Here is a 19,464-nt window from a genome sequence, read left to right as displayed (position 1 = left end):
GGGTAAATCATATCAAATTCGAGTATTAATAATAATATCAAGTAACCTGTTTAAATGGTTCTGATTTGAATCTAAAACCAGTTAGAGCATTAAAATTCAATATCATTATCGAGGGATAATAAATGGGGATTTTTGCACTTCTTGAAGATGATGAAAAGGAAAATGTGGAATTCAAGACGTCCCTATCTGAAATAGGCGAGATATTGAAAACAATATCTGCTTTTTCCAATAAAAGAGGTGGAACGATCTTAGTGGGTGTAAATAATGATCGTGATGTTGTTGGGGTCGATATTGGGACAAATACTCTAGAAAGGCTTGCAAATAATATAAGAAGAGAAACTGACCCTAAGATATTCCCCTTCATTGATTACTTTGAACAAGATGATAAAACAGTAATTTCCATTGAAGTCTCAGAAAGCACTTCAAAACCCGTTTTCTACAGAGATAAAGCTTATATAAGGGTTGGAAGGACGAACCAGAAACTTTCTTCAACTGAAATTAGAAACCTGATCACTACTGAACATAGAGTTACCTCCTGGGATGAACAGGCAGTTACCGAAGCAAGTTTCGAAGATGTTGATAGGAACAAATTGACTGATTTTCTAAAACTCGCAGTCCTTAAAAGAAATTTAGATTTAGATCCTAAATCTCCTGTAGAAGAAGCCTTATCCCGGCTTGATCTTCTAAGAGATGGAAAATTAACTAATGCTGCTATTCTACTTTTTGGAAAAAACCCTCAAAAATTTGTTTTACAGGCATTTACGCAATGTGGAAAATTCAAAGGTGTTGACACAGTTGAATTTGAGGATATGCATGATTTTAATGGCACTATCATTGATCAGAGAGATGATGCGTTGCGGTTTGCAGAAAAACATATCCGAAGAAGTGCGAGGATAGAGGGATCAGAGCGTGTTGAAGAGTTTGAATATCCTATTGAATCAATAAGAGAAGCAATTACCAATGCAATCTGCCACAGGGATTACAGAATTAATTCTAATGTTCAACTACGCATATTTGACGACAGAATGGAGATATGGGGTTGTGGACCTCTGCCTGAACCGTTAACAGTGGAAGATCTGAAAAAAACCCATGATTCTATCCGTAGAAATCCTCTAATTGCAGGAGCTCTATTTAAAATTGGATTTATAGAAAGATGGGGAACTGGAACGCAAAGGATCATCAATTTTTGTCTGGAACAGGGTTTACCCGAGCCGCTCTTTGAGATCAAATCAGGAAGCTTAGTTGTAACTCTACGAAAATATAAATATACAGAATCTATGAAACGTGAATTAAGTTTAAGACAACAAAATGCAATGGAGTACTTAATAAAAAATGGAAAGATAACCAATAGGGAGTACCGAGAAATAAATCCTGAAATCAAAGAAGATGCTGCTTTAAATGATCTAAAAGATTTAGTTGATAAAGGCTTAATATCTCTTAAAGCTAGGGGAAGATATTCATATTATGTTTTATGTTAGTGCATAGATCGGGATTAGATCGGGATTAGATCGGGATTAGATCGGGATTAGATCGGGATTAGATCGGGATTAGATCGGGATTAGATCGGGATTAGATCGGGATTAGATCGGCACGAATTTATTGTTTTCTTTAATCATGTGTATTTTCCCAGACATCTTAAAACCCCTATTTTTCAATCTTTTCCAAAGTTTTTCTCCATTATAACGTTAATCTATTCTGGTTTTTATTGTTATTAGATTAATTGCGATGTACAAATCAAAAAAATTCTTATAAAATTAATGAAATTTCCGGCACAAATAAAAATTTTTAATAAAATTGGGTGTTGACCCTTCAAAATACTGAAGTTTTATATAGTAGTTAGGACCATATTTATACTTAAGGGGATGTGTTTTTATGGGTGTTCGTGGTCCTAAACCTGGTTTTGTGGATGTGGCTTGTCCTAACAAGAGCTGTGCAGATTACGGGAAAACTGAAAACGGTAATATTGTGGGTAATGGAACCTACCAGACAAAAAATGGTCCTGTTCACAAATTTATTTGTCGAACATGCTCTAAAAGTTTCACTTCACATTCAAATACAATATTACACGATTTAAGAACAAATGAAGAGACAGTTTTTTTGGCTTTGAAAATGATTTTAAAAGGCATGAGTTTACGGAGCACAGCAGAAGTTTTAGGTGTTAAACTGGATACTGTGCGCAGATGGCTGCGCATAGCTTCTGAACACAGCGAAGAAATAAACAAAGTCCTTATGAAAGACATAAAAGTTGATAAAGTGGAGTTAGATGAGTTGTGGACTTTTGTTAAAAAAAAACAGTTCCGAGAATGGAGCATGAATCAGAAGATGAAAGATGGATCTGGTTAAGCTTCGCACCTGAACACAGACTAATCCTAGCAGCCTACGCAGGTGCCATGACTCAAGATGCGGCTGATGAGATTGTTAAACAAACATGTGATCGAATAAACGAAGAGGAATTACCTTTATTTGTCACCGACGGAAGAAAATACTACGCACAAGCACTATTGGACAGATACAGCTATACAAAGGAGTTTTCAAGGACCGATAAACGAGGACGTCCACGAAAACCGAAACAAATGCCATTGCCTGAGTTAAAATATGCTCAAGTAGTGAAGGAGCGAGAGGGAAGTAAAGTGGTTAATATTGAAAAACGCATTATATATGGTATGGAAGAAGATATTGACTTTAGTTTCATCTCTACTTCTTACATAGAACGAGAAAATTTGACTTTAAGACAAGATAACAACAGATTAACAAGAAAAACATTAGGATATTCCAAAAAAGACGAATGGCTCCAACACCACGCCACACTACAAATGACAGACCATAACTTCGTACGAACACACGATTCCCTGAAAAAACCTTGCAAAACACATTTAAATGGTAAATTGTGGAGAAAATATCAAAAAAGAACACCTATGATGTCCGTAGGAATCACAGACCATATCTGGACCCTGGAAGAATTACTAACATTCCCATACCACAAAAACATCAACACATAAAAGGGTCAACACCTAAAATTGTAATTCATAAATAACTGTGAGAAACAATTAAAAAATTCAACATTTACTCCGGGGGAATGTTTTCCAGGGGTAATTGAATCATTAAACACCAGGGTCACGTTTTTTTCAATTAAAAAAAATGAATCACACGTAAAAAAAGAGGGTGGAAATTATGGATGAAAAAAGTGAAAAGAGCATTAGGGGTGGCTTGAAGAACCTTGATTGGTGGCCGAACCAGTTGAACCTGGACATACTACGCCAGCATTGCGCAAAGTCCAATCCCATGGATGAGGATTTCAACTACGCCCGTGAATTTGAGAGCCTGGACCTGGAGGTTGTGAAGAAGGACCTCCAGGACCTCATGACTGATTCACAGGATTGGTGGCCAGCGGACTTCGGCCACTACGGGCCGCTATTCATCCGTATGGCCTGGCACAGTGCCGGAACCTACCGTATCAGTGATGGTCGGGGAGGGGGCAGTAACGGTAACCAGCGCTTCCCACCCCTTTCCAGCTGGCCAGACAACTGCAACCTGGACAAGGCCCGCCGGTTACTCTGGCCCATCAAACAAAAATACGGCCGGAAAATATCCTGGGCCGACCTCATGATCCTGGCCGGTAACGTGGCCCTGGAATCCATGGGATTTGCAACCTTCGGATTCGGTGGGGGACGTGAAGACATCTGGGAAGCAGAAAAAGACGTGTACTGGGGCTCCGAAACTGAATGGCTCACCGACACCCGACATACCGGTGAACGGGAACTGGAAAAAGCACTGGCAGCCATTGAAATGGGATTGATCTACGTGAACCCGGAAGGACCAGACGGCAAACCAGACCCCATAGCCGCGGCCCATGACATAAGGCAGAGTTTCGCCCGGATGGCCATGAACGATGAGGAAACCGTGGCCCTCATCGCCGGTGGCCATGCTTTCGGAAAAACCCACGGTGCCGGTGACCCGGAGAATGTGGGACCGGAACCAGAAGCCGCCCCCATCGAGGAACAGGGCCTGGGTTGGAAGAACAAACTAGGCACTGGTAAAGGCAACGACACTATCACCGGTGGCCCGGAAGTAATCTGGACCAACACCCCCACCCAGTGGGACAACAACTTCTTCCGGATACTCTTTGAATTTGAATGGGAGCTGGAGAAGAGCCCGGCCGGAGCCTACCAGTGGAAGCCCAAGGGCGAAGCAGGCAAAGATACTGTTCCCGATCCCCACGACCCACAAAAACGCCGCACCCCTGGCATGCTAACCACCGACCTCTCTTTACGGTTAGACCCTGCCTATGAAAAGATCTCCAGGCGCTTCTATGAGAACCCGGAGGAGTTCACCGATGCATTCGCCAGGGCCTGGTTCAAGCTAACCCACCGTGACATGGGACCCAGGACACGCTACCTCGGAGGGGAGGTACCCCAAGAGGATCTCATCTGGCAGGACCCCATCCCCGCAGTTGATCATGAATTAATCAACCAAGAAGACATCACCACCCTTAAGGAATGGATACTATCCACCAATCTCCCAGTAAGGGAGCTGGTTTACACGGCCTGGGCCTCGGCATCCACCTTCCGTGGTTCTGATTTCCGTGGAGGTGCCAACGGTGCCCGCATCCGCCTGGCACCCCAGAAGGATTGGGAGGTTAACCAACCAGACCAGCTAGCCACCGTGCTCAAAATACTTGAAGACATCCAGAAGGAATTTAACCAGGCCCAAACCAGTGACAAGAAGGTCTCCCTGGCTGATCTCATAGTCCTGGCGGGTTGCGCTGGTGTTGAACAGGCAGCCCGAAATGCAGGACATGATGTAAAGGTACCCTTCACCCCGGGACGTATGGACGCCCTGGAAGAAGAGACCGATGCAGAATCATTTGATGTTCTCGAACCCCTCGCTGATGGATTCAGAAACTATCAAAAAGAAGAAAGCCCACTCAGAGCCGAAGAGTTGCTGGTGGACAAGGCCCAACTTATGACCCTGACCATCCCGGAGATGACGGTTCTCATCGGTGGTATGCGAGTCTTGAATGCCAATTATGAAGGTTCCCAGAATGGTGTCTTCACTGAAAGGCCCGAAGCACTCACCAATGACTTCTTCGTGAACCTGCTGGACATGGAAACCGAATGGAATCCATCCTCAAATGAGGGGGATGTATATGAGGGACGGGACCGGGCAACTGGCAGACTCAAGTGGACCGCCACCCGGGTGGACCTCATCTTCGGTTCCAACTCCGAGCTCCGGGCAGTGGCCGAGGTCTACGCCTGTGAAGACTCCCAGGAGAAGTTCGTCCAGGACTTTATAAAGGCCTGGGACAAGGTCATGACCCTGGACCGTTTCGACCTGACCTAATCATCTAGCCACACCCCATAATTAAACCTAAAATAGGGGATTGATCAGCCATTTAAATACGGGAAAAGGTTACCATGGGGATAAAATTACTTTATCCTCTTTTTTTTTATTTTTTATTTTCTTAGGGGGTTTATAATGCCATATTTAGGTTTAATCTAGGCTGGATCAAAAGAATTCCCCGGAAGGTTTGTGTAATAATTCGACATAAAAATATTTGATAATCTGATTACATATTAGATCATGAAAGGTCCCATGGAAATTATGGACTTTAAAATGTAACAATATTAAATTAAATTATCAGGAGTTAAGAAAATGGCAAAGGAAATCAAACAATTAGTTATAGGAATAACCCGTGAGGGAGATATAGTAGTCAAGAGTGCCCGTGGCAGAATGTATGCGGTTAAAAAATCAGCAGACCTGGAATTCGGTTGTGAAGACCTGTTCAATGATGTGGAAACAGAATTATACGCCACCATCGATACTGAAGCCGAAACCTGGGAATGTACTTCCATTGAATAGATGAATACTGATAAATATATTTAGAAATAACCTAAAAAACCATGGGGCTCCTGCTTTTAGGGTCTGTTTGCTTGATGGGGCCGGTGTAACTTATGGGCTCTGGTTGAAATGAGTTCTGGCTGGATAAAATTATGCATATATGAGATAGGGTCATGGATATAGATACTATGGAACCGGTACCCATAAAATCCCCTCTTGAGGGTGAATGGATGGTCGTAAACAGCCCTGGATCTAAAGTTCCCAGTCATGGTACTCATTCTTTTGCATCAACCTATGCTTTCGACCTCATGCAGGTTGACTGGACCCAAAAACCGGTTAAATTCCACAGAAAAAGTACTCTGGATCATGTTTTAGGCCGGGTGCATTTAAACGACTGTTACTCCTATGGAAAACCTATTTACGCACCTATTTCTGGCAGGGTAGTGGAAGCCCTTGACGGATACCCTGAACGCGACCCTGTGCAGCCACTCCGTGATATTTCATTGGCCTTTAAGAATGCCTGGTTTTTTGATCCCCACAAGCATAGCATCCAGGATATTGCTGGTAATTTCGTTATAATTCAGGGTGACCGAATATGGGATGGAATATGGCTATTTCTGGGGCATATGAAAACTGGTTCGGTAAAAGTAGAAAATGGTGATTTAATCGAACCTGAAGATCTTTTAGGGAATTTGGGTCATTCTGGTAACTCAACCGCCCCTCACCTTCATTTCCAACTCATGGATGGCCCTGATGCAACCACTGCTAAGGGTATCCCCTGTTGTTTTGAGGAATATGAATTATATCAGGATGGACACTGGATCACCGTGGAAAAGGGAATTCCTAAAAATGAGGATAGGATTCGTTTATAAACTTCGATTATTTTTTAATTTTAGTTACCCTTTATATCTGGATCCAGGATAATGTTGAATTTGAAATCAGTTAATTATATATATCATGATTAATAATGTTAAATTGATTATCATGTTTAATCATGGTAAATTAACCATTACAAGTGATGCACATGTTGAAAATAAAAGGAATATACCAACTCCCTGAAGAAGAAGATGGATTCAGAATCTTAATTGATGAATCATGGCCTGAAAACTTATCCCGAGAAGAAGCTCAAGTTGATTTATGGCTTAAAGACGTATCCCCGCCTGATCCTGACCAATTATATGAGGGTGATCTAATGGGCTCAGCTGATGTTAGGGGGGAAAATCCTGGGGAACTCTGGAGGAGAACTGCTATAAAACTTATCAGGGATACTGAAAAAGAGAAAGGAACTGTCACATTTGTATGTTCCACTCTCCAGAGCATAAAACAGTTGCAGTTTTAAAAACACAGGCGTAGTTTAAACCAGTCACATTTTTAAAACACTTCCAGTGAATTCCTCATTTTTTTATCGAGATGGTGTGAAGTTGGTAAGTATGATTACTTATCACTCTCTCTACCTCAACTGCCTTGACCTTCACTCCGCATAGTAACATCTACCAAGGTGTACTGGTGAAGCCCATATGCAGACTAAAAAATTCGTTCTCCTGGACATTGATTACGTCACCCGGAATCAGGAACCGGTTATAAGGTTATTCGGAAAGCTCATGGGAGAAAATGAAGAAGGACACATCATAGTACTGGATAAAAGCTTCAAACCCTACATCTACGTCATTCCTTCTGATCCTCACTGTATCACTGACTGCACACATGAGTTAAGTGAATTAAAACTTATCTCGGTGGAAATGGTCCCCAGGAATGATATGGGGGAACATAAAGAGGTCCTGAAGGTAACCTTCAAGCATCCCCGGGATATTCCCAAACTCAGGGAGAAGATATTGAACTTACCTTCTGTAAAGGAAATCAGAGAACATGATATTCCATTTTACCGCAGATACCTCATAGATAAAGGATTATTTCCCCTTAACGTGGTGGAAGTGCAGGGTAAGGTCTTAAATTCTGCCCAATCTTCACGGAGATCACAGGGATTAAACGGACATGAATCACAAGGGGCAACCGAAGGATCTGAAAATAACAGAACACCAAAGCCATGCATCTTCCAGATGGAAAACCCTCCAAAACCCATGGATTCCAGCCTACCAGAATTCAAGTTTTTAAGTTTTGATATTGAGGTTTACAACCCCCGGGGCATGCCCCAATCAGACCTGGACCCCATTATCTTAATCAGTTTCTCCAGTAACCAGGGCTTCAGGAAAGTCTTATCCACCAAAAATCCCCCAGATTCCTCAGACCCCAATGGCAGCCCCTTAGACTTTGTGGAATTAGTGGATGATGAGAAGGAATTACTGGAGAAATTCGTGGAAACTGTGGAATCAGAAAACCCGGACATCATCCTGGGCTACAATTCAGACTCCTTCGACCTCCCCTACATCCGGGACCGGGCCGCTAAACTGGGGGTGCCTCTCAAGCTGGGAATAGATGGATCCCCACCCAAGTTCACCAGAACAGGTTTCACCAACTCTGCAATGATCAAAGGCCGGATCCACATTGACCTTTACTTCAATGTCCGCCGTTATATGCATCTGGCGCGTCACACCCTGGAACATGTTTACCTGGAACTATGTGGGGAGAAGAAATTGGACATCCCCGGGGATGAAATCCACATCTACTGGGATGAAGGAGGCCGTAGACTGGAAACTCTCTTCCATTACTCCCTCCACGATGCAGTGGCAGTTACCAGGATCGGGGAGAGAATGATACCCCTCAGCACAGAGTTAACCCGTATCGTGGGCCAACCATTATTCGACGTCTCCCGCATGGCTTCTGGAAGGCTGGTTGAATGGTATTTAATCAGAAAATCATTCCAGTACCAAAATCTGGTGCCTAATAAACCCAGCCCATCAGAGGTAACCCAACGGGAAGATATCCATGTGGTGGGAGGATATGTTAAGGAGCCGGTTAAGGGTTTGCATGAGAATATCATCTACTTCGATTTCAGAAGCCTCTACCCCAGCATCATAATATCCAAGAACATTTCCCCGGACAGCTTCACTTATGAAAAAGAGCCCAAAGGAAAAAATTGCCATGTTTCACCAGAAGATGGTTATAAATTTCACAAAGAACCAGTGGGATTCATACCATCGGCTATTGGTCAAATTCTCCAGGATAGAATAAGAATAAAATCCCTCATGAAACAGTCCACGGACCACAGGCAACGTCAGGTTCTGAATGCTCAGCAGGAAGCATTGAAAAGACTGGCCAACACATTTTACGGATTATACAACCACAGCACCTTCCGCTGGTATAGTCTGCAATGTTCAGAATCCATCACTGCCTGGGGAAGAGACTTCTTGAAGAAGACCATGGATGATGCTGAAAAACAGGGATTCAAACCAGTATATGCCGATACTGATGGATTCTTTGCAACCTACCTTGGACCAATAGATGAAGAGACAAATTAGAAATTGCCTACCTTGGATCATTCGATGAAGACTTAAATAGAAAATTTATTCGGCTTCTTTTTCCATAGAACTATACTAATAGCATTCACTAAGATTTTCAACTTTTTAAAAAAATGGAGAGTAAAAATATGAAAATCATTGGAATTAATGGAAGTCCCCGGAAGAATTGTAACACCGCAGCCCTGATTGGAAAAGCCCTGGAGGGAGCCCAATCAAGAGGGGTAGAAACCGAACTCATACACCTCTACGACCTGAACTATAAGGGTTGTAAAAGCTGTTTTGCCTGTAAACTAAAAGATGGGAAAAGCTATGGTACCTGTGCTGCCAGAGACGATTTAACCCCAGTTTTGAAAAAGATCGAAGAAACCGATGCCATCATCCTCGGATCTCCCATTTATCTGGGAACTGCCACCGGAGAGATGAGATCCTTCCTAGAACGACTTATCTTCCCCTACCTGGTCTATGACCCTGAAGGATCAACTTTATTTCCCCGGAGAATACCAGTAGGTTTTATTTACACCATGGGTGTGGTTGAGGAACTCATGGAAGAAATAGGCTATCATCAGTATTTTAACACCATAAAAAAACTCACAGAACGCATAATCGGTGAATCAGAATCACTCTATGTCACCGACACCTACCAGTTTGATGATTACACTAAATATGTTTCATCACGCTTCAACCCAGAAGAAAAACTAAAAAAGCGCAGGGAAGTCTTCCCCCAGGACTGTGAAAAGGCCTTCCAGATGGGGGTTAGATTTACCAGCAAATAGATGAAATATCTAGCATTTTTAGTACCCTGGTTGGACATTTATCTGCATCCCCAATGTTCAATGGGATTCAATTACCTCGGAAACTATAAAACCTGATAATGGCCCTTTTTTTATGAATCATTATGAACCATAACCAACATATTAAAATTTAGTTGAGTGAAAGATCATGCCTAAGATTAAACCCTTCCAGACTCATGCCGGGAAATACGATGAATGGTATGATAAGAACCCTCTAATTTACCAGTCAGAACTGGAAGCAGTTAAAGAACTACTACCTAAGGGGGGGAATGGATTGGAGGTTGGTGTGGGCAGTGGACGTTTTGCAGGTACACTTAAAATCAAATTGGGCCTTGACCCCTCCTCTGCAATGGGGAAATTAGCCCGGAAAAGGGGTATTAAATTCATTCAGGGAGTGGCGGAATCTTTACCATTTCCGGACCGGGAATTCGATTTTATTTTAATGGTCACTACCATCTGCTTCCTGGACGACCTTGAAAAAGCACTCCTGGAAGCAAACCGTGTTTTAAAACTAGATGGTTCCATTATAATAGGATTCATAGATGCTGAAAGTCCATTAGGTCATTTCTACCAGGAACATAAAGGGGAAAGCACATTTTACCGGGAAGCCAGATTCTACACGGTAAAAGAAGTCATACTTCACCTGAAAAAGGCACATTTCAATGATTTCCAGTTTAGGCAGACCATATCAAAACCAATGGGGGAGGTAAAGGATAGGGAGCCAGTGAAGGAAGGGCACGGTGAAGGTTCATTTATAGTGGTTAAAGGAGTAAAATTAGTATAATCAATTTATCAGAATTAGTACATAGGTGATAATGAATGGACAGTGTAATCAAAGCTCAAAACCTCACCAAAATCTACGATGACCTCACTGCAGTGGATGGTGTGAGTTTTGAAGTGAAAAAGGGTGAGATATTCGGATTCCTGGGCCCTAATGGTGCGGGTAAAACCACCACCGTCCGGATGCTCACCGGGATAATCAAACCAGACCAGGGTAAATCTGTGATCATGGGCTATGACATCCAGAAGGAATCCTTAAAGGCCAAACAGAACATTGGTGTGGTCCCAGAAACTTCCAATGCCTACGTGGACCTATCAGCCTGGCAGAACATGATCCTCATGTCCGAACTCTACGGAATCCCCCGCAAAATTGCCGAGGAAAGATCCAAAAACCTCCTGGAGAAAATGGGACTCTACCAGCGGAAGGATGACCCGGTGAAGGGATTCTCCAAGGGAATGAAACAGAGACTGATCCTGGCCATGGCCCTGGTTAACGACCCCGAACTCCTCTTTCTGGATGAACCCACCTCTGGTCTGGATGTGCAGAGCACCAGACTCATCCGGAAAATACTCCAGGAATTCCCTCAGAACGGGAAAACCATCTTCCTAACCACTCATAACATGGACGAGGCCAGCCAACTCTCAGACCGGGTGGCCATCATCAACCATGGTAAAATCGCAGCTATAGATCGTCCTGAAAAACTTAAAAATCAGATTAAAAATCTCCACTCAGTGAAGATAAGCTTTGACGATACCGTGAACCTGGAAAACCTCACCGGAATCCCCCACATCAATGACCTGAGAAAGGAGGGGGATAATCTCATAATATCCACCGATAACGTCAGTGACCTCATTACCTCCTTAACCAGCTTTACTGAATCCAGAAACATTAAGATAATGAGTTTGAACACCATGGCCCCCTCTTTGGAAGAGGTTTTCATCCAGCTCACCGGGGAGGATGAATAAACATGTTCAACCTGGACCAGTTCAAACGATCCCTGGGGATTATGAAAAAGGACATACGTATCTATTACCTAAAGGGACCGGTAATTATATTCGGCTTCATGATGCCGTTATTCCTCTTCCTGGCATTTTTTATTGGCAGCCGAAATCTGTCACCAGAATTCCTGATATCTGGTTTAATCGGGATGACCGTGTTTTTCACAGCCACTGCAGTTTCCCCTATAATTGCACCATGGGAAGCCCAGGTGCAGACTCTGGAAAGGCTGATATCCACTCCCATATCCATAACCACCATCATTTTGGGGGATATGATGGCATCCTTCATATTCGGAATCATAATACCCCTGCTACCCATTGGGTTGGGATTACTCATGGGTGTTGGTATAATCCATCCCTTAACCCTCATACTGGGCCTGGTACTGGCAGCAGCGTGTTTCTCCTCATTCGGTCTGATACTCTCTGCCCCACCATCCAACATCCCCTCTAACATTATGATGATCTCATCCCTGGTGAGATTTCCACTGGTGTTCATCAGTGGAATATTCATACCCCTGGAGACCATGCCTCCCTGGGGACAGATCATCGCCCTGTTCTCGCCCCTGACTTACTTCACGGATCTGGTTCGTTACACCCTTCAGGGAACCAGTTATTTCCCGGTTTTATGGGATTTTATAATCCTCCTGGTGTTCACAGTCCTCTTCTTTGCCCTGGCTGTGGGGTTACATAAAAGAACCATGAGTAAGAGGATATAAGGGTCAGAAGTAAGAGGATATATCATAAGTAAGTGGATATAGAGTTGAGGGGGTAATATATCCCATCATCCTTCTTTTTTTCCCATCATCCTCCTTTTTAGAGGATTAAGAAGATCCATAATCAATAAGATCAAAATATCAGGATAATCTACGATATAAATCCAGATAACATGGGGTTATTAAAATAAGATATGAGTGCAGGGGAAGGGATTCGAACCCTTGAAGGCCTACACCAATAGGCCCTGAACCTATCCCCGTTGACCGCTTGGGTACCCCTGCAATATAACCAGATGGTTGGTCATGTTATATCAATTTAACCCTTTTTGGGGTAGATGATCTTCACACACTTAGTTTTAAAGGGAAACTCCTTAAATGTGATAAGTTCATTATTCCGATTTTTAAAAGCTTTTTTACTAAAAATGGGGGGCATAGATTTAATGCATTTATTAACATAGATTTAATGCATATTAAAGATTCAAAATAATCCTAAAATGAGTGCAGGGGAAGGGATTCGAACCCTTGAAGGCCTACGCCAGAGGATCTTGAGTCCACCCCCTTTGTCCACTCGGGTACCCCTGCCTGATCTTAATAGGTTGAAGATTGCATATTAATTTAACTTTTAAGGGTGAATGATGAAAACTGGATTTAGTATGAATCTTAAAGATTCAAATGATTTTAAAATAATAGAAAATCTAAACGGGCCCGACGGGAGTTGAACCCGCGGCCACCTGGTTAAAAGCCAGGCGCTCTCCCAGACTGAGCTACGGGCCCTTTAGAACAATTTACCCTGGAATTAAATCATAATTATGGGTTTCCAAATCCCACATTCCAACAGGGAAGTAATGGATTTGTTAAGCTAGTATTTCAAGGTATTTAAATATTTTGGTTGAGATTCTATGGCATTGACACAGTAACCTTCTGTGAAAACTAATATTTCCCTATCTAATCAAAAAATGGATACATATCAACCATTTTTTATTAAGGTAAAAGCCATTTCAATAAAAATAGACTATGGTAGGATTGGCAAAGGAGGGGAAAATTTAGGGGGTTAATATTTTTTGGTAAGTATCCCACAACTTATCCGCTAACTCCTAAAATTTCTCTCCCTAAACATATTATGATCTATTCTCCTATTTATATTATATCATAATATTGTATGTGAAGTGATTAAACTCATGTTGAGTGGTTCGTTCTGTTTGAATTTCTATATTTCTTGGTAGATCTAAACTGGAAATAATCCTCATATACTGGGCATAGGGCTTTTAATCTTAACATCCGGTAACCGGAACTCACAACCTGTCTTTTGTGATTCTCCTACATCATAAACTGGAAGATTTCAAATCATTCACCCGGTTTTTTTGGCAGGAGTTGTTGGGGGTGCTGATGCTAATAGAGTATATTGATAGAAAACCTCTAAAAAGCGAACTCACAAACCAGGCAGCGGTGGTCCTTTTCGTATGGGTCCAGGTCCACTTTATCCATCACCCTGAATCCATGTTCTTTTAACCGGGATGCTTCCTCACGGAATATTTTCCTTGGTTTACGGGTTACATCAATGCTCCGGGCCTTGATCATGATCATACCCTGACCCTCATCATCCATGAACATCCGCATGTTATCCATGAATATATCAGTCTGGTTGGGCTGAGCCACATCAGAATAAACCAGGTCCACCTTCTCCAGCAATCCCCGGTAATTGGCAGGTTTACTGGCATCATCCAACAGGGGGGTCATGTTTTTTCGTCCCCTGCAAACCGTTAATAACTCTCTCATCATACGTGGGGCGAACTCCACACAGTAGATCACACCATCGGTGAGGATATCTGAGATATGGGATGGGGTGGTACCGGCAGAAGCACCTAAATACAAAACATGGGAATCTTCTTTAACTGGGAAAGTTTCCAATCCCTTCAAGAGGGCAGCTCCCAGTTTTGAACGACGAGGATCCCACAGGCGAAACTCAACATCTTCATAATCCACCAGTTTCTCCCCGTAAACCTTCACTCCAGGGTTGAGGTTGCAGGTGGCCAGGTGACCGTCCAGTTTATACACGCCACGGATTTCATCTCCAGATTCCAGTTTAAACTCCATTTTACATGTTCCTATAATTAGTTTATAAAAATAAGTCTGCTCTTAGGTTTACCTTGTGAGTTGACAACATATTAAATTTTCCAGTACTCCAGTGGATAATTCCACTATTTTAGCAATACCCATATTTTAGTAGTAATAATTCTCCTGAACTCCCTGATAATCCTGCTGGAAGTAGGGTGGGTTCCAGTAAGCCCTGGGCCAGTTCCGGTAGAGGAAATATAAAATAATCATCCCGGCCACAATCAGGAGGAAGGCTGCCACACCAATGTTGGGGTGGGGTGTTGATGAGACCAGGGCACTGTTCTGCTGATTTATATTGCTCAGCATCTGCATACCATATGCTAACAGGTTGTTGAGCATGTGGCCGATGATGGGGATGATGAGGGTTCCGGTTTTAATGTAGAGGATGCACATCACCATGCCGAAGACAAAGGCCCCGATGAAATCCGCGTGCAGCAATCCAAAGATGATTGAAGAGGTCAGTATTGCCTTTTTCAAACCCAACTTGAAGGTGAACCGGTGCAGCATCACTCCTCTGAAGAGTAACTCCTCCACAATGGGGGCGGCAATCACTCCTGTTAAAAAATCCAGTAAGTTCATGAATGGGGCTAGTGGAGTGTCCTGTGGTGTGTAAAACAGGCTGGTGCGTGGTATTTCCCCTAAAATCCCCGGGTCAATGGTTGATATTATGAAGTGGGTTAGTTCATTCATGCCCAGGGAGAAAAGGATCACTGCAAAGACAATGGTCAGGAGGAAGAGCCAGTTGTAATTTATGGGTATGTGGCCAATGAATCTGGAGTAGTCCAGGTTAATTTTCCGGAAGTTTCTGAGCATCCAGTAGGATATGAGAGCATAGAACAACAAACCGTAGGCAACTGACCATTCAGCACCTTTCAGTAGGCTGTGGGATGCCAGTATGAGTCCGGTCATTACTATAAAAAATAGAATGATCCATAAAACCAGATATCTTATTTTCACTCCCTGGAAGGTGGATTCATTGACCATGTTCCCCTATTTACAATCAAGTAATATAAATATATATGATTAGATTATTCCGGTAGCGTTTTATGTAAAGTAGGTGTTTTATCTAAAAATTTTTATTATGATATTGGGCTAAATTCTCAGTGGATCCCCACCCGCCGGGAAAACTGGATGGTGTAAACTGCCAGTATAATTGAAAAGATACTGGATATTATGGATAGTATAACCACGACCTCTACTATTTATCACACCTTTTTAAGATTTAATAAATGGAACCACCAATAAACCAACTTACACATCAGCAGATCAACTCATTCACACCATAGTTTTGATGTATTACCAATGATTCACATTTTTTGTCATTTTCTGTATAATAAGGATAACCACCCTCCATCAATACTGGTAATCACCCTTCTTAAAACGGAACTTATCCTTTTTCTTCTTCCGTTTTTTGTCCGTTTTCTTCTTGGATTTCTCCGTCCGTTTAGGGAAGGGATGTTCTTTGGTTATCTCTTCCAGGCGCTTCTGGAAACCCTCCTTCACTTCTGGGTCGTATTCTCCGGAAAAGTAATCCTTACGCACTGCCAGAGAGATCTTACCCGCCAGTGCCCGGGACACCTTACCCCGAATCCACCACCGGGAACCCCGGACATCGGGATGCTGGTAGATCAAACCATGTTTAGGTGGGCGTTCACCAGTTTTCAAGTGACGGAACAAGGCCTTCTCCGCACCCAAAATCTGAACAGTGCTGGACGGTAAAAGGGCCAGACGTTTAATACCACCGGTGTGTGCTATTAGTTTAGCCCCCAGAGATGCACCCACCAGATCACGCAGGTTAGGGGCCATCTCTTCCATCTTCACATCAACATAATCGGTGGTGGACTTCTTGGATTGTTGAAGGGACTGTATGGTCCTGGCAAAACCCTGGATCACCTCCAAATCAGAGGGGGATAAATCAGCACCCAGGCTCAGCTCCATGGTTTCGTTGGAAGTTTCACCCAGGGCACCGGACTCTATAATGGTGTCACGGTCCCCGTATTGGGCCACCAGCTCTACGTAACGGCCATGATCCCGCACATCATCCATTTCTGGGAAGTGCACTGGATACCATTCCCGGATCCTTTCCACCAGTTTAACTTCAGCCTCCTCCAGTTCTTCAATGGCATGGATGGCCTGTATGAGTAGAAGATCACCTGAATGGGAGGCTTCCTTCAACCTTCGTTCCGTAACCTGGAAGGCTAAATCCCGTTTCACACTCCACAAATCATCTGCTGAATCCAGAAAATCAGCTTCATGGAGAACCTCTCCCAGGTTACTCCTTAGGTAATCTCCACCTTTACTGGGGATTTGATAGGTGAATTTAGAATGATATTTAAGGTCCTGATAGTGATAACTGCTCCGTGAAGTTTCAATAATGATCTCATCACACTTTTTACCCACTTTTTCCAGGAGAATCTTCTCCTCAGGGGTTAATTCCTTCTCCTCCATTTGGAACCATTTTTCCAGGAGTTCCGGGTGTGGGAAAAGTTCATAATCCATTAGGTTAAAATCTTTATCCAAGACTAAGAAGCCTGCAAAACAACCAACTACATAACACTTCATAGACTTTAATCTGTACTTGAAAGAATTTAAACCTTCTAAACTTAAGGTGTAATCATGCTGGAAACTGAAATATGCCAGATGAAAATGAGAAACCCCACCGCACTGGCAGCGGGGGTTCTGGGAAGCACGGCAGCATCCCTTAACTGGGCAGCTAGAAGCGGAGCCGGGGCAGTGGTAACCAAATCCTTTGGAACAGAGCCTAACAAAGGTTATCCCAACCCCACCACCGTGGAGGTGGAGGGTGGTATAATCAATGCCATTGGCCTATCCAACCCTGGAGTGGAATCAATCCAAGCAGAACTGAAAAAACTGGAAGGCAATGTTCCCCAGATAGCATCAGTCTATGGTTCCACACCAGAAGAATTTGCCTCTGTAGCAAGTCAGGTGGAAAACCTGGTGGATGCCCTGGAACTCAATGTATCCTGCCCCCATGCCATGGAAGGATGCGGAGCATCAATAGGCCAGGATCCAGAGTTAACCCACCAGTTCGTGAAGGCAGTTAAAAAGAAAGTTGATATCCCGGTGATTGCCAAGTTAACCCCCAATGTAACGGACATTGTGGAGATTGCCCAGGCCGCTGAAAGTGCCGGTGCAGATGCACTGACCCTCATAAACTCCCTGGGTCCGGGAATGAGGATCGACCTGGAAACTGCCCACCCCATACTCTCCAACCGTTTCGGGGGAATGTCCGGACCAGCCATAAAGCCCATAGCCCTGCGCTGCGTGTACCAGACATACCAGAACGTTAAAATACCCATAATAGGTGTGGGTGGTGTAACCAACCATCAGGACCTGGTGGAATTCCTATACTCTGGAGCCAGATGCGTTCAGATCGGAACCGCAGTCATGTACCATGGACTTGAAGTCTTCCAGGAGATAGCCACAGGACTGGAGAAATTCATGAATGAAAAGAACTACCAAACTGTGGAGGAGATGGTGGGACTGGCCCACCAGTAATAGGAAGGTGTAAAACACATGTTAAAAACGAATACTCCTCATGTCCCCCAGGTAATCCCAATTAAGCGGATAGTTGAGGAAACACCCACAGTGAAAACTTTCTACTTCCCCTGGGAATTCACCAGGGGTAATCTTTTATCCCCGGGGCAATTCATGATGGTCTGGAACTTCCAGGATGAAAAACCAATGTCCATTTCCAGCATCGACCCAGTCAATGAAGAGATTGGTATTTCAGTGAAAATGGTGGGCCCCTTCACCCAGTCACTCCACAAACTCCAGGAAAATGATCAGCTTGGCTTAAGAGGGCCATATGGTAGTGGGTTTGAGATTGCCGGCTCCCGGGTCCTGGCAGTGGGTGGAGGTATTGGGATGGCACCAGTAGCTGCCTTCACTGAAGAATCATCCCGCCGGGGGGTACCGGTGGATGTCATAACCGCTGCCACCACCCAGAGGGAAATACTCTTCCCAGAACGCCTGGAAAAGGCAGGTGCCAATGTATTCCCAACCACTGATGATGGAAGCCATGGTTTCTGCGGATTCGCCACCGAACTGGCGGAGAAACTACTAAAAGAAAATAAATATGACATGGTGGTGGCCTGCGGCCCGGAGATAATGATGAAAAAACTATCCCTAATCACCGAAGAACACCAGATACCATCCCAGTTTTCCCTGGAACGGTACATGAAATGTGCCCTGGGAATCTGTGGACAGTGCTGTGTGGATGATGTGGGCTGGAGGATCTGTGTAGAAGGACCGGTATTCTGGGGAGACCAGCTAAAACTCATATCCGAATTTGGAGAATACCACCGGGATGCATCTGGGGTTAAACATCATTATTAACCAAGGATTAATAAATAAGAATATAATTGCCCATCCATGGGAAATCCTTTAAAATAAAAAAAAATCTTAGGTGAGGTAGGGAGTTTGCAGTAGCCTTGGGGTGGTTAAGGGAGTTTTTATTAAGGTTGTAGGGGTTATTTAGTCATGTTTCAATATGAATACGTGTTAAACTTTTTATGGATGAGGAACTTCGATGATTTATAAAATAAAGGGAACCCTCACTTCAGCCTTGTTTGTGGTTGCGGTTCTCCTGGTCCTGTCACTTTTAGTATTAACCCCTATGCTGAGTATGATAATACTGGCTGGGGTTTTCGCCTATGCAGTACGCCCCATAGCCCGGAGGCTGGAACCATTCCTCCGTTACCAGTCCCTGGCCATAATGGTGGCCATGGTGGTGGTGATACTGCCCCTGATCATCATTGTTATCTACTGTATAGATGCACTCATACAGTC

General features: G+C 43.5%; 19 protein-coding genes and 3 tRNA genes (1 of these 22 cut by a window edge). 15 read left to right on the top strand and 7 right to left on the bottom strand.

Annotated features, from left to right (window positions below; translation table 11 throughout):
* Nucleotides 1–122: 122 nt before the first annotated feature.
* The 5 genes from BK009_RS07920 to BK009_RS07900 all read left to right on the top strand — a co-directional run bounded on the left by BK009_RS07920 (nt 123) and on the right by BK009_RS07900 (nt 5,859).
* Nucleotides 123–1,478 (top strand): AlbA family DNA-binding domain-containing protein, encoded by a 1,356-nt coding sequence (locus BK009_RS07920; protein ID WP_100907050.1) that lies wholly within the window; start codon nt 123–125, stop codon nt 1,476–1,478.
* 394 nt (nt 1,479–1,872) lie between these two features.
* Nucleotides 1,873–2,343 carry a helix-turn-helix domain-containing protein gene (locus tag BK009_RS07915; protein WP_100907200.1) on the top strand — a complete coding sequence of 157 codons (471 nt, stop codon included), beginning with the start codon at nt 1,873–1,875 and terminating at the stop codon, nt 2,341–2,343.
* Nucleotides 2,304–2,999 (top strand): hypothetical protein, encoded by a 696-nt coding sequence (locus tag BK009_RS07910; RefSeq protein WP_100907199.1) that lies wholly within the window; start codon nt 2,304–2,306, stop codon nt 2,997–2,999. The genes BK009_RS07915 and BK009_RS07910 overlap by 40 nt, the downstream gene beginning before the upstream one ends.
* A gap of 172 nt (nt 3,000–3,171) precedes the next feature.
* Nucleotides 3,172–5,340, top strand: coding sequence for a catalase/peroxidase HPI (gene katG / locus BK009_RS07905; RefSeq protein WP_100909348.1), 2,169 nt, complete (start codon nt 3,172–3,174; stop codon nt 5,338–5,340).
* Between the two features lie 312 nt (nt 5,341–5,652).
* Complete coding sequence (locus BK009_RS07900) at nt 5,653–5,859, top strand: hypothetical protein (RefSeq protein WP_100905522.1); 207 nt, start codon at nt 5,653–5,655, stop codon at nt 5,857–5,859.
* A 31-nt stretch (nt 5,860–5,890) separates the two neighbouring features.
* Here BK009_RS07900 and BK009_RS12405 read toward each other — a convergent pair whose 3' ends face one another.
* A complete protein-coding gene (locus tag BK009_RS12405; RefSeq protein WP_157809716.1) occupies nt 5,891–6,043 on the bottom strand; it encodes a hypothetical protein in 153 nt (50 codons plus the stop codon).
* Between the two features lie 25 nt (nt 6,044–6,068).
* On the opposite strand from BK009_RS12405, the gene BK009_RS07895 reads away from it, so the two are divergent.
* From BK009_RS07895 to BK009_RS07865, 7 genes are all read left to right on the top strand, one after another.
* Nucleotides 6,069–6,710, top strand: coding sequence for a M23 family metallopeptidase (locus BK009_RS07895; protein ID WP_157809715.1), 642 nt, complete (start codon nt 6,069–6,071; stop codon nt 6,708–6,710).
* Between the two features lie 152 nt (nt 6,711–6,862).
* Nucleotides 6,863–7,177, top strand: a complete 315-nt coding sequence (locus tag BK009_RS07890) for a DUF488 family protein, N3 subclade (RefSeq protein ID WP_157809440.1) — start codon at nt 6,863–6,865, stop codon at nt 7,175–7,177.
* 178 nt (nt 7,178–7,355) lie between these two features.
* Nucleotides 7,356–9,254 (top strand): DNA-directed DNA polymerase, encoded by a 1,899-nt coding sequence (locus BK009_RS07885; RefSeq protein ID WP_100907046.1) that lies wholly within the window; start codon nt 7,356–7,358, stop codon nt 9,252–9,254.
* 128 nt (nt 9,255–9,382) lie between these two features.
* Nucleotides 9,383–10,027, top strand: a complete 645-nt coding sequence (locus BK009_RS07880; RefSeq protein WP_100907045.1) for a flavodoxin family protein — start codon at nt 9,383–9,385, stop codon at nt 10,025–10,027.
* 166 nt (nt 10,028–10,193) lie between these two features.
* Entirely contained in the window at nt 10,194–10,829 is a 636-nt protein-coding gene (locus tag BK009_RS07875; RefSeq protein WP_100909347.1) for a class I SAM-dependent methyltransferase, read from the top strand.
* A 35-nt stretch (nt 10,830–10,864) separates the two neighbouring features.
* Nucleotides 10,865–11,791: an ABC transporter ATP-binding protein gene (locus BK009_RS07870; RefSeq protein WP_100909346.1), complete on the top strand. Its 927-nt coding sequence runs from the start codon at nt 10,865–10,867 to the stop codon at nt 11,789–11,791.
* Between the two features lie 2 nt (nt 11,792–11,793).
* Nucleotides 11,794–12,540, top strand: coding sequence for an ABC transporter permease (locus tag BK009_RS07865; protein ID WP_100907042.1), 747 nt, complete (start codon nt 11,794–11,796; stop codon nt 12,538–12,540).
* 196 nt (nt 12,541–12,736) lie between these two features.
* Here the strand turns inward: BK009_RS07865 and BK009_RS07860 are convergent.
* From BK009_RS07860 to BK009_RS07835, 6 genes are all read right to left on the bottom strand, one after another.
* Nucleotides 12,737–12,819 (bottom strand) — tRNA-Leu (locus tag BK009_RS07860).
* Between the two features lie 217 nt (nt 12,820–13,036).
* Nucleotides 13,037–13,119: transfer RNA gene (locus tag BK009_RS07855), tRNA-Leu, on the bottom strand.
* Nucleotides 13,120–13,237: 118 nt separating this feature from the next.
* Nucleotides 13,238–13,311 (bottom strand) — tRNA-Lys (locus BK009_RS07850).
* Nucleotides 13,312–13,953: 642 nt separating this feature from the next.
* A complete protein-coding gene (locus BK009_RS07845) occupies nt 13,954–14,631 on the bottom strand; it encodes a fibrillarin-like rRNA/tRNA 2'-O-methyltransferase (protein WP_100905530.1) in 678 nt (225 codons plus the stop codon).
* A gap of 126 nt (nt 14,632–14,757) precedes the next feature.
* Nucleotides 14,758–15,636, bottom strand: a complete 879-nt coding sequence (locus tag BK009_RS07840; protein WP_100907041.1) for a CPBP family intramembrane glutamic endopeptidase — start codon at nt 15,634–15,636, stop codon at nt 14,758–14,760.
* Between the two features lie 369 nt (nt 15,637–16,005).
* Entirely contained in the window at nt 16,006–17,214 is a 1,209-nt protein-coding gene (locus tag BK009_RS07835; RefSeq protein WP_100909345.1) for an NOP5/NOP56 family protein, read from the bottom strand.
* Between the two features lie 54 nt (nt 17,215–17,268).
* Between BK009_RS07835 and BK009_RS07830 the strand changes: the two genes are divergently transcribed.
* From BK009_RS07830 to BK009_RS07820, 3 genes are all read left to right on the top strand, one after another.
* Complete coding sequence (locus BK009_RS07830) at nt 17,269–18,171, top strand: dihydroorotate dehydrogenase (protein WP_100909344.1); 903 nt, start codon at nt 17,269–17,271, stop codon at nt 18,169–18,171.
* Nucleotides 18,172–18,189: 18 nt separating this feature from the next.
* Nucleotides 18,190–19,011, top strand: coding sequence for a dihydroorotate dehydrogenase electron transfer subunit (locus tag BK009_RS07825; protein ID WP_100907038.1), 822 nt, complete (start codon nt 18,190–18,192; stop codon nt 19,009–19,011).
* A 193-nt stretch (nt 19,012–19,204) separates the two neighbouring features.
* A protein-coding gene (locus BK009_RS07820; RefSeq protein ID WP_100909343.1) for an AI-2E family transporter crosses the window boundary here: on the top strand, nt 19,205–19,464 show its 5' portion. 811 nt of this gene lie beyond the right edge of the window; the window shows 260 of its 1,071 coding nt (coding positions 1–260); the start codon lies at nt 19,205–19,207; its stop codon lies off the right edge, out of view.

This window comes from Methanobacterium subterraneum, from assembly GCF_002813695.1.
In the GTDB taxonomy this organism is placed as follows: Archaea; Methanobacteriota; Methanobacteria; order Methanobacteriales; family Methanobacteriaceae; genus Methanobacterium; species Methanobacterium subterraneum.
The sequence above is the reverse complement of the archived record's forward strand: the minus strand, read 5'-3'. Positions and strand labels throughout refer to the sequence as shown.

Coding starts and splice junctions, on each gene's coding strand:
- BK009_RS07920 (WP_100907050.1), top strand. CDS start 123: ATGGGGATTTTTGCACTTCTTGAAGATGATGAAAAGGAAAATGTGGAA.
- BK009_RS07915 (WP_100907200.1), top strand. CDS start 1,873: ATGGGTGTTCGTGGTCCTAAACCTGGTTTTGTGGATGTGGCTTGTCCT.
- BK009_RS07910 (WP_100907199.1), top strand. CDS start 2,304: ATGGAGCATGAATCAGAAGATGAAAGATGGATCTGGTTAAGCTTCGCA.
- katG (WP_100909348.1), top strand. CDS start 3,172: ATGGATGAAAAAAGTGAAAAGAGCATTAGGGGTGGCTTGAAGAACCTT.
- BK009_RS07900 (WP_100905522.1), top strand. CDS start 5,653: ATGGCAAAGGAAATCAAACAATTAGTTATAGGAATAACCCGTGAGGGA.
- BK009_RS12405 (WP_157809716.1), bottom strand. CDS start 6,043: ATGGGTACCGGTTCCATAGTATCTATATCCATGACCCTATCTCATATA.
- BK009_RS07895 (WP_157809715.1), top strand. CDS start 6,069: ATGGTCGTAAACAGCCCTGGATCTAAAGTTCCCAGTCATGGTACTCAT.
- BK009_RS07890 (WP_157809440.1), top strand. CDS start 6,863: ATGTTGAAAATAAAAGGAATATACCAACTCCCTGAAGAAGAAGATGGA.
- BK009_RS07885 (WP_100907046.1), top strand. CDS start 7,356: ATGCAGACTAAAAAATTCGTTCTCCTGGACATTGATTACGTCACCCGG.
- BK009_RS07880 (WP_100907045.1), top strand. CDS start 9,383: ATGAAAATCATTGGAATTAATGGAAGTCCCCGGAAGAATTGTAACACC.
- BK009_RS07875 (WP_100909347.1), top strand. CDS start 10,194: ATGCCTAAGATTAAACCCTTCCAGACTCATGCCGGGAAATACGATGAA.
- BK009_RS07870 (WP_100909346.1), top strand. CDS start 10,865: ATGGACAGTGTAATCAAAGCTCAAAACCTCACCAAAATCTACGATGAC.
- BK009_RS07865 (WP_100907042.1), top strand. CDS start 11,794: ATGTTCAACCTGGACCAGTTCAAACGATCCCTGGGGATTATGAAAAAG.
- BK009_RS07845 (WP_100905530.1), bottom strand. CDS start 14,631: ATGGAGTTTAAACTGGAATCTGGAGATGAAATCCGTGGCGTGTATAAA.
- BK009_RS07840 (WP_100907041.1), bottom strand. CDS start 15,636: ATGGTCAATGAATCCACCTTCCAGGGAGTGAAAATAAGATATCTGGTT.
- BK009_RS07835 (WP_100909345.1), bottom strand. CDS start 17,214: ATGAAGTGTTATGTAGTTGGTTGTTTTGCAGGCTTCTTAGTCTTGGAT.
- BK009_RS07830 (WP_100909344.1), top strand. CDS start 17,269: ATGCTGGAAACTGAAATATGCCAGATGAAAATGAGAAACCCCACCGCA.
- BK009_RS07825 (WP_100907038.1), top strand. CDS start 18,190: ATGTTAAAAACGAATACTCCTCATGTCCCCCAGGTAATCCCAATTAAG.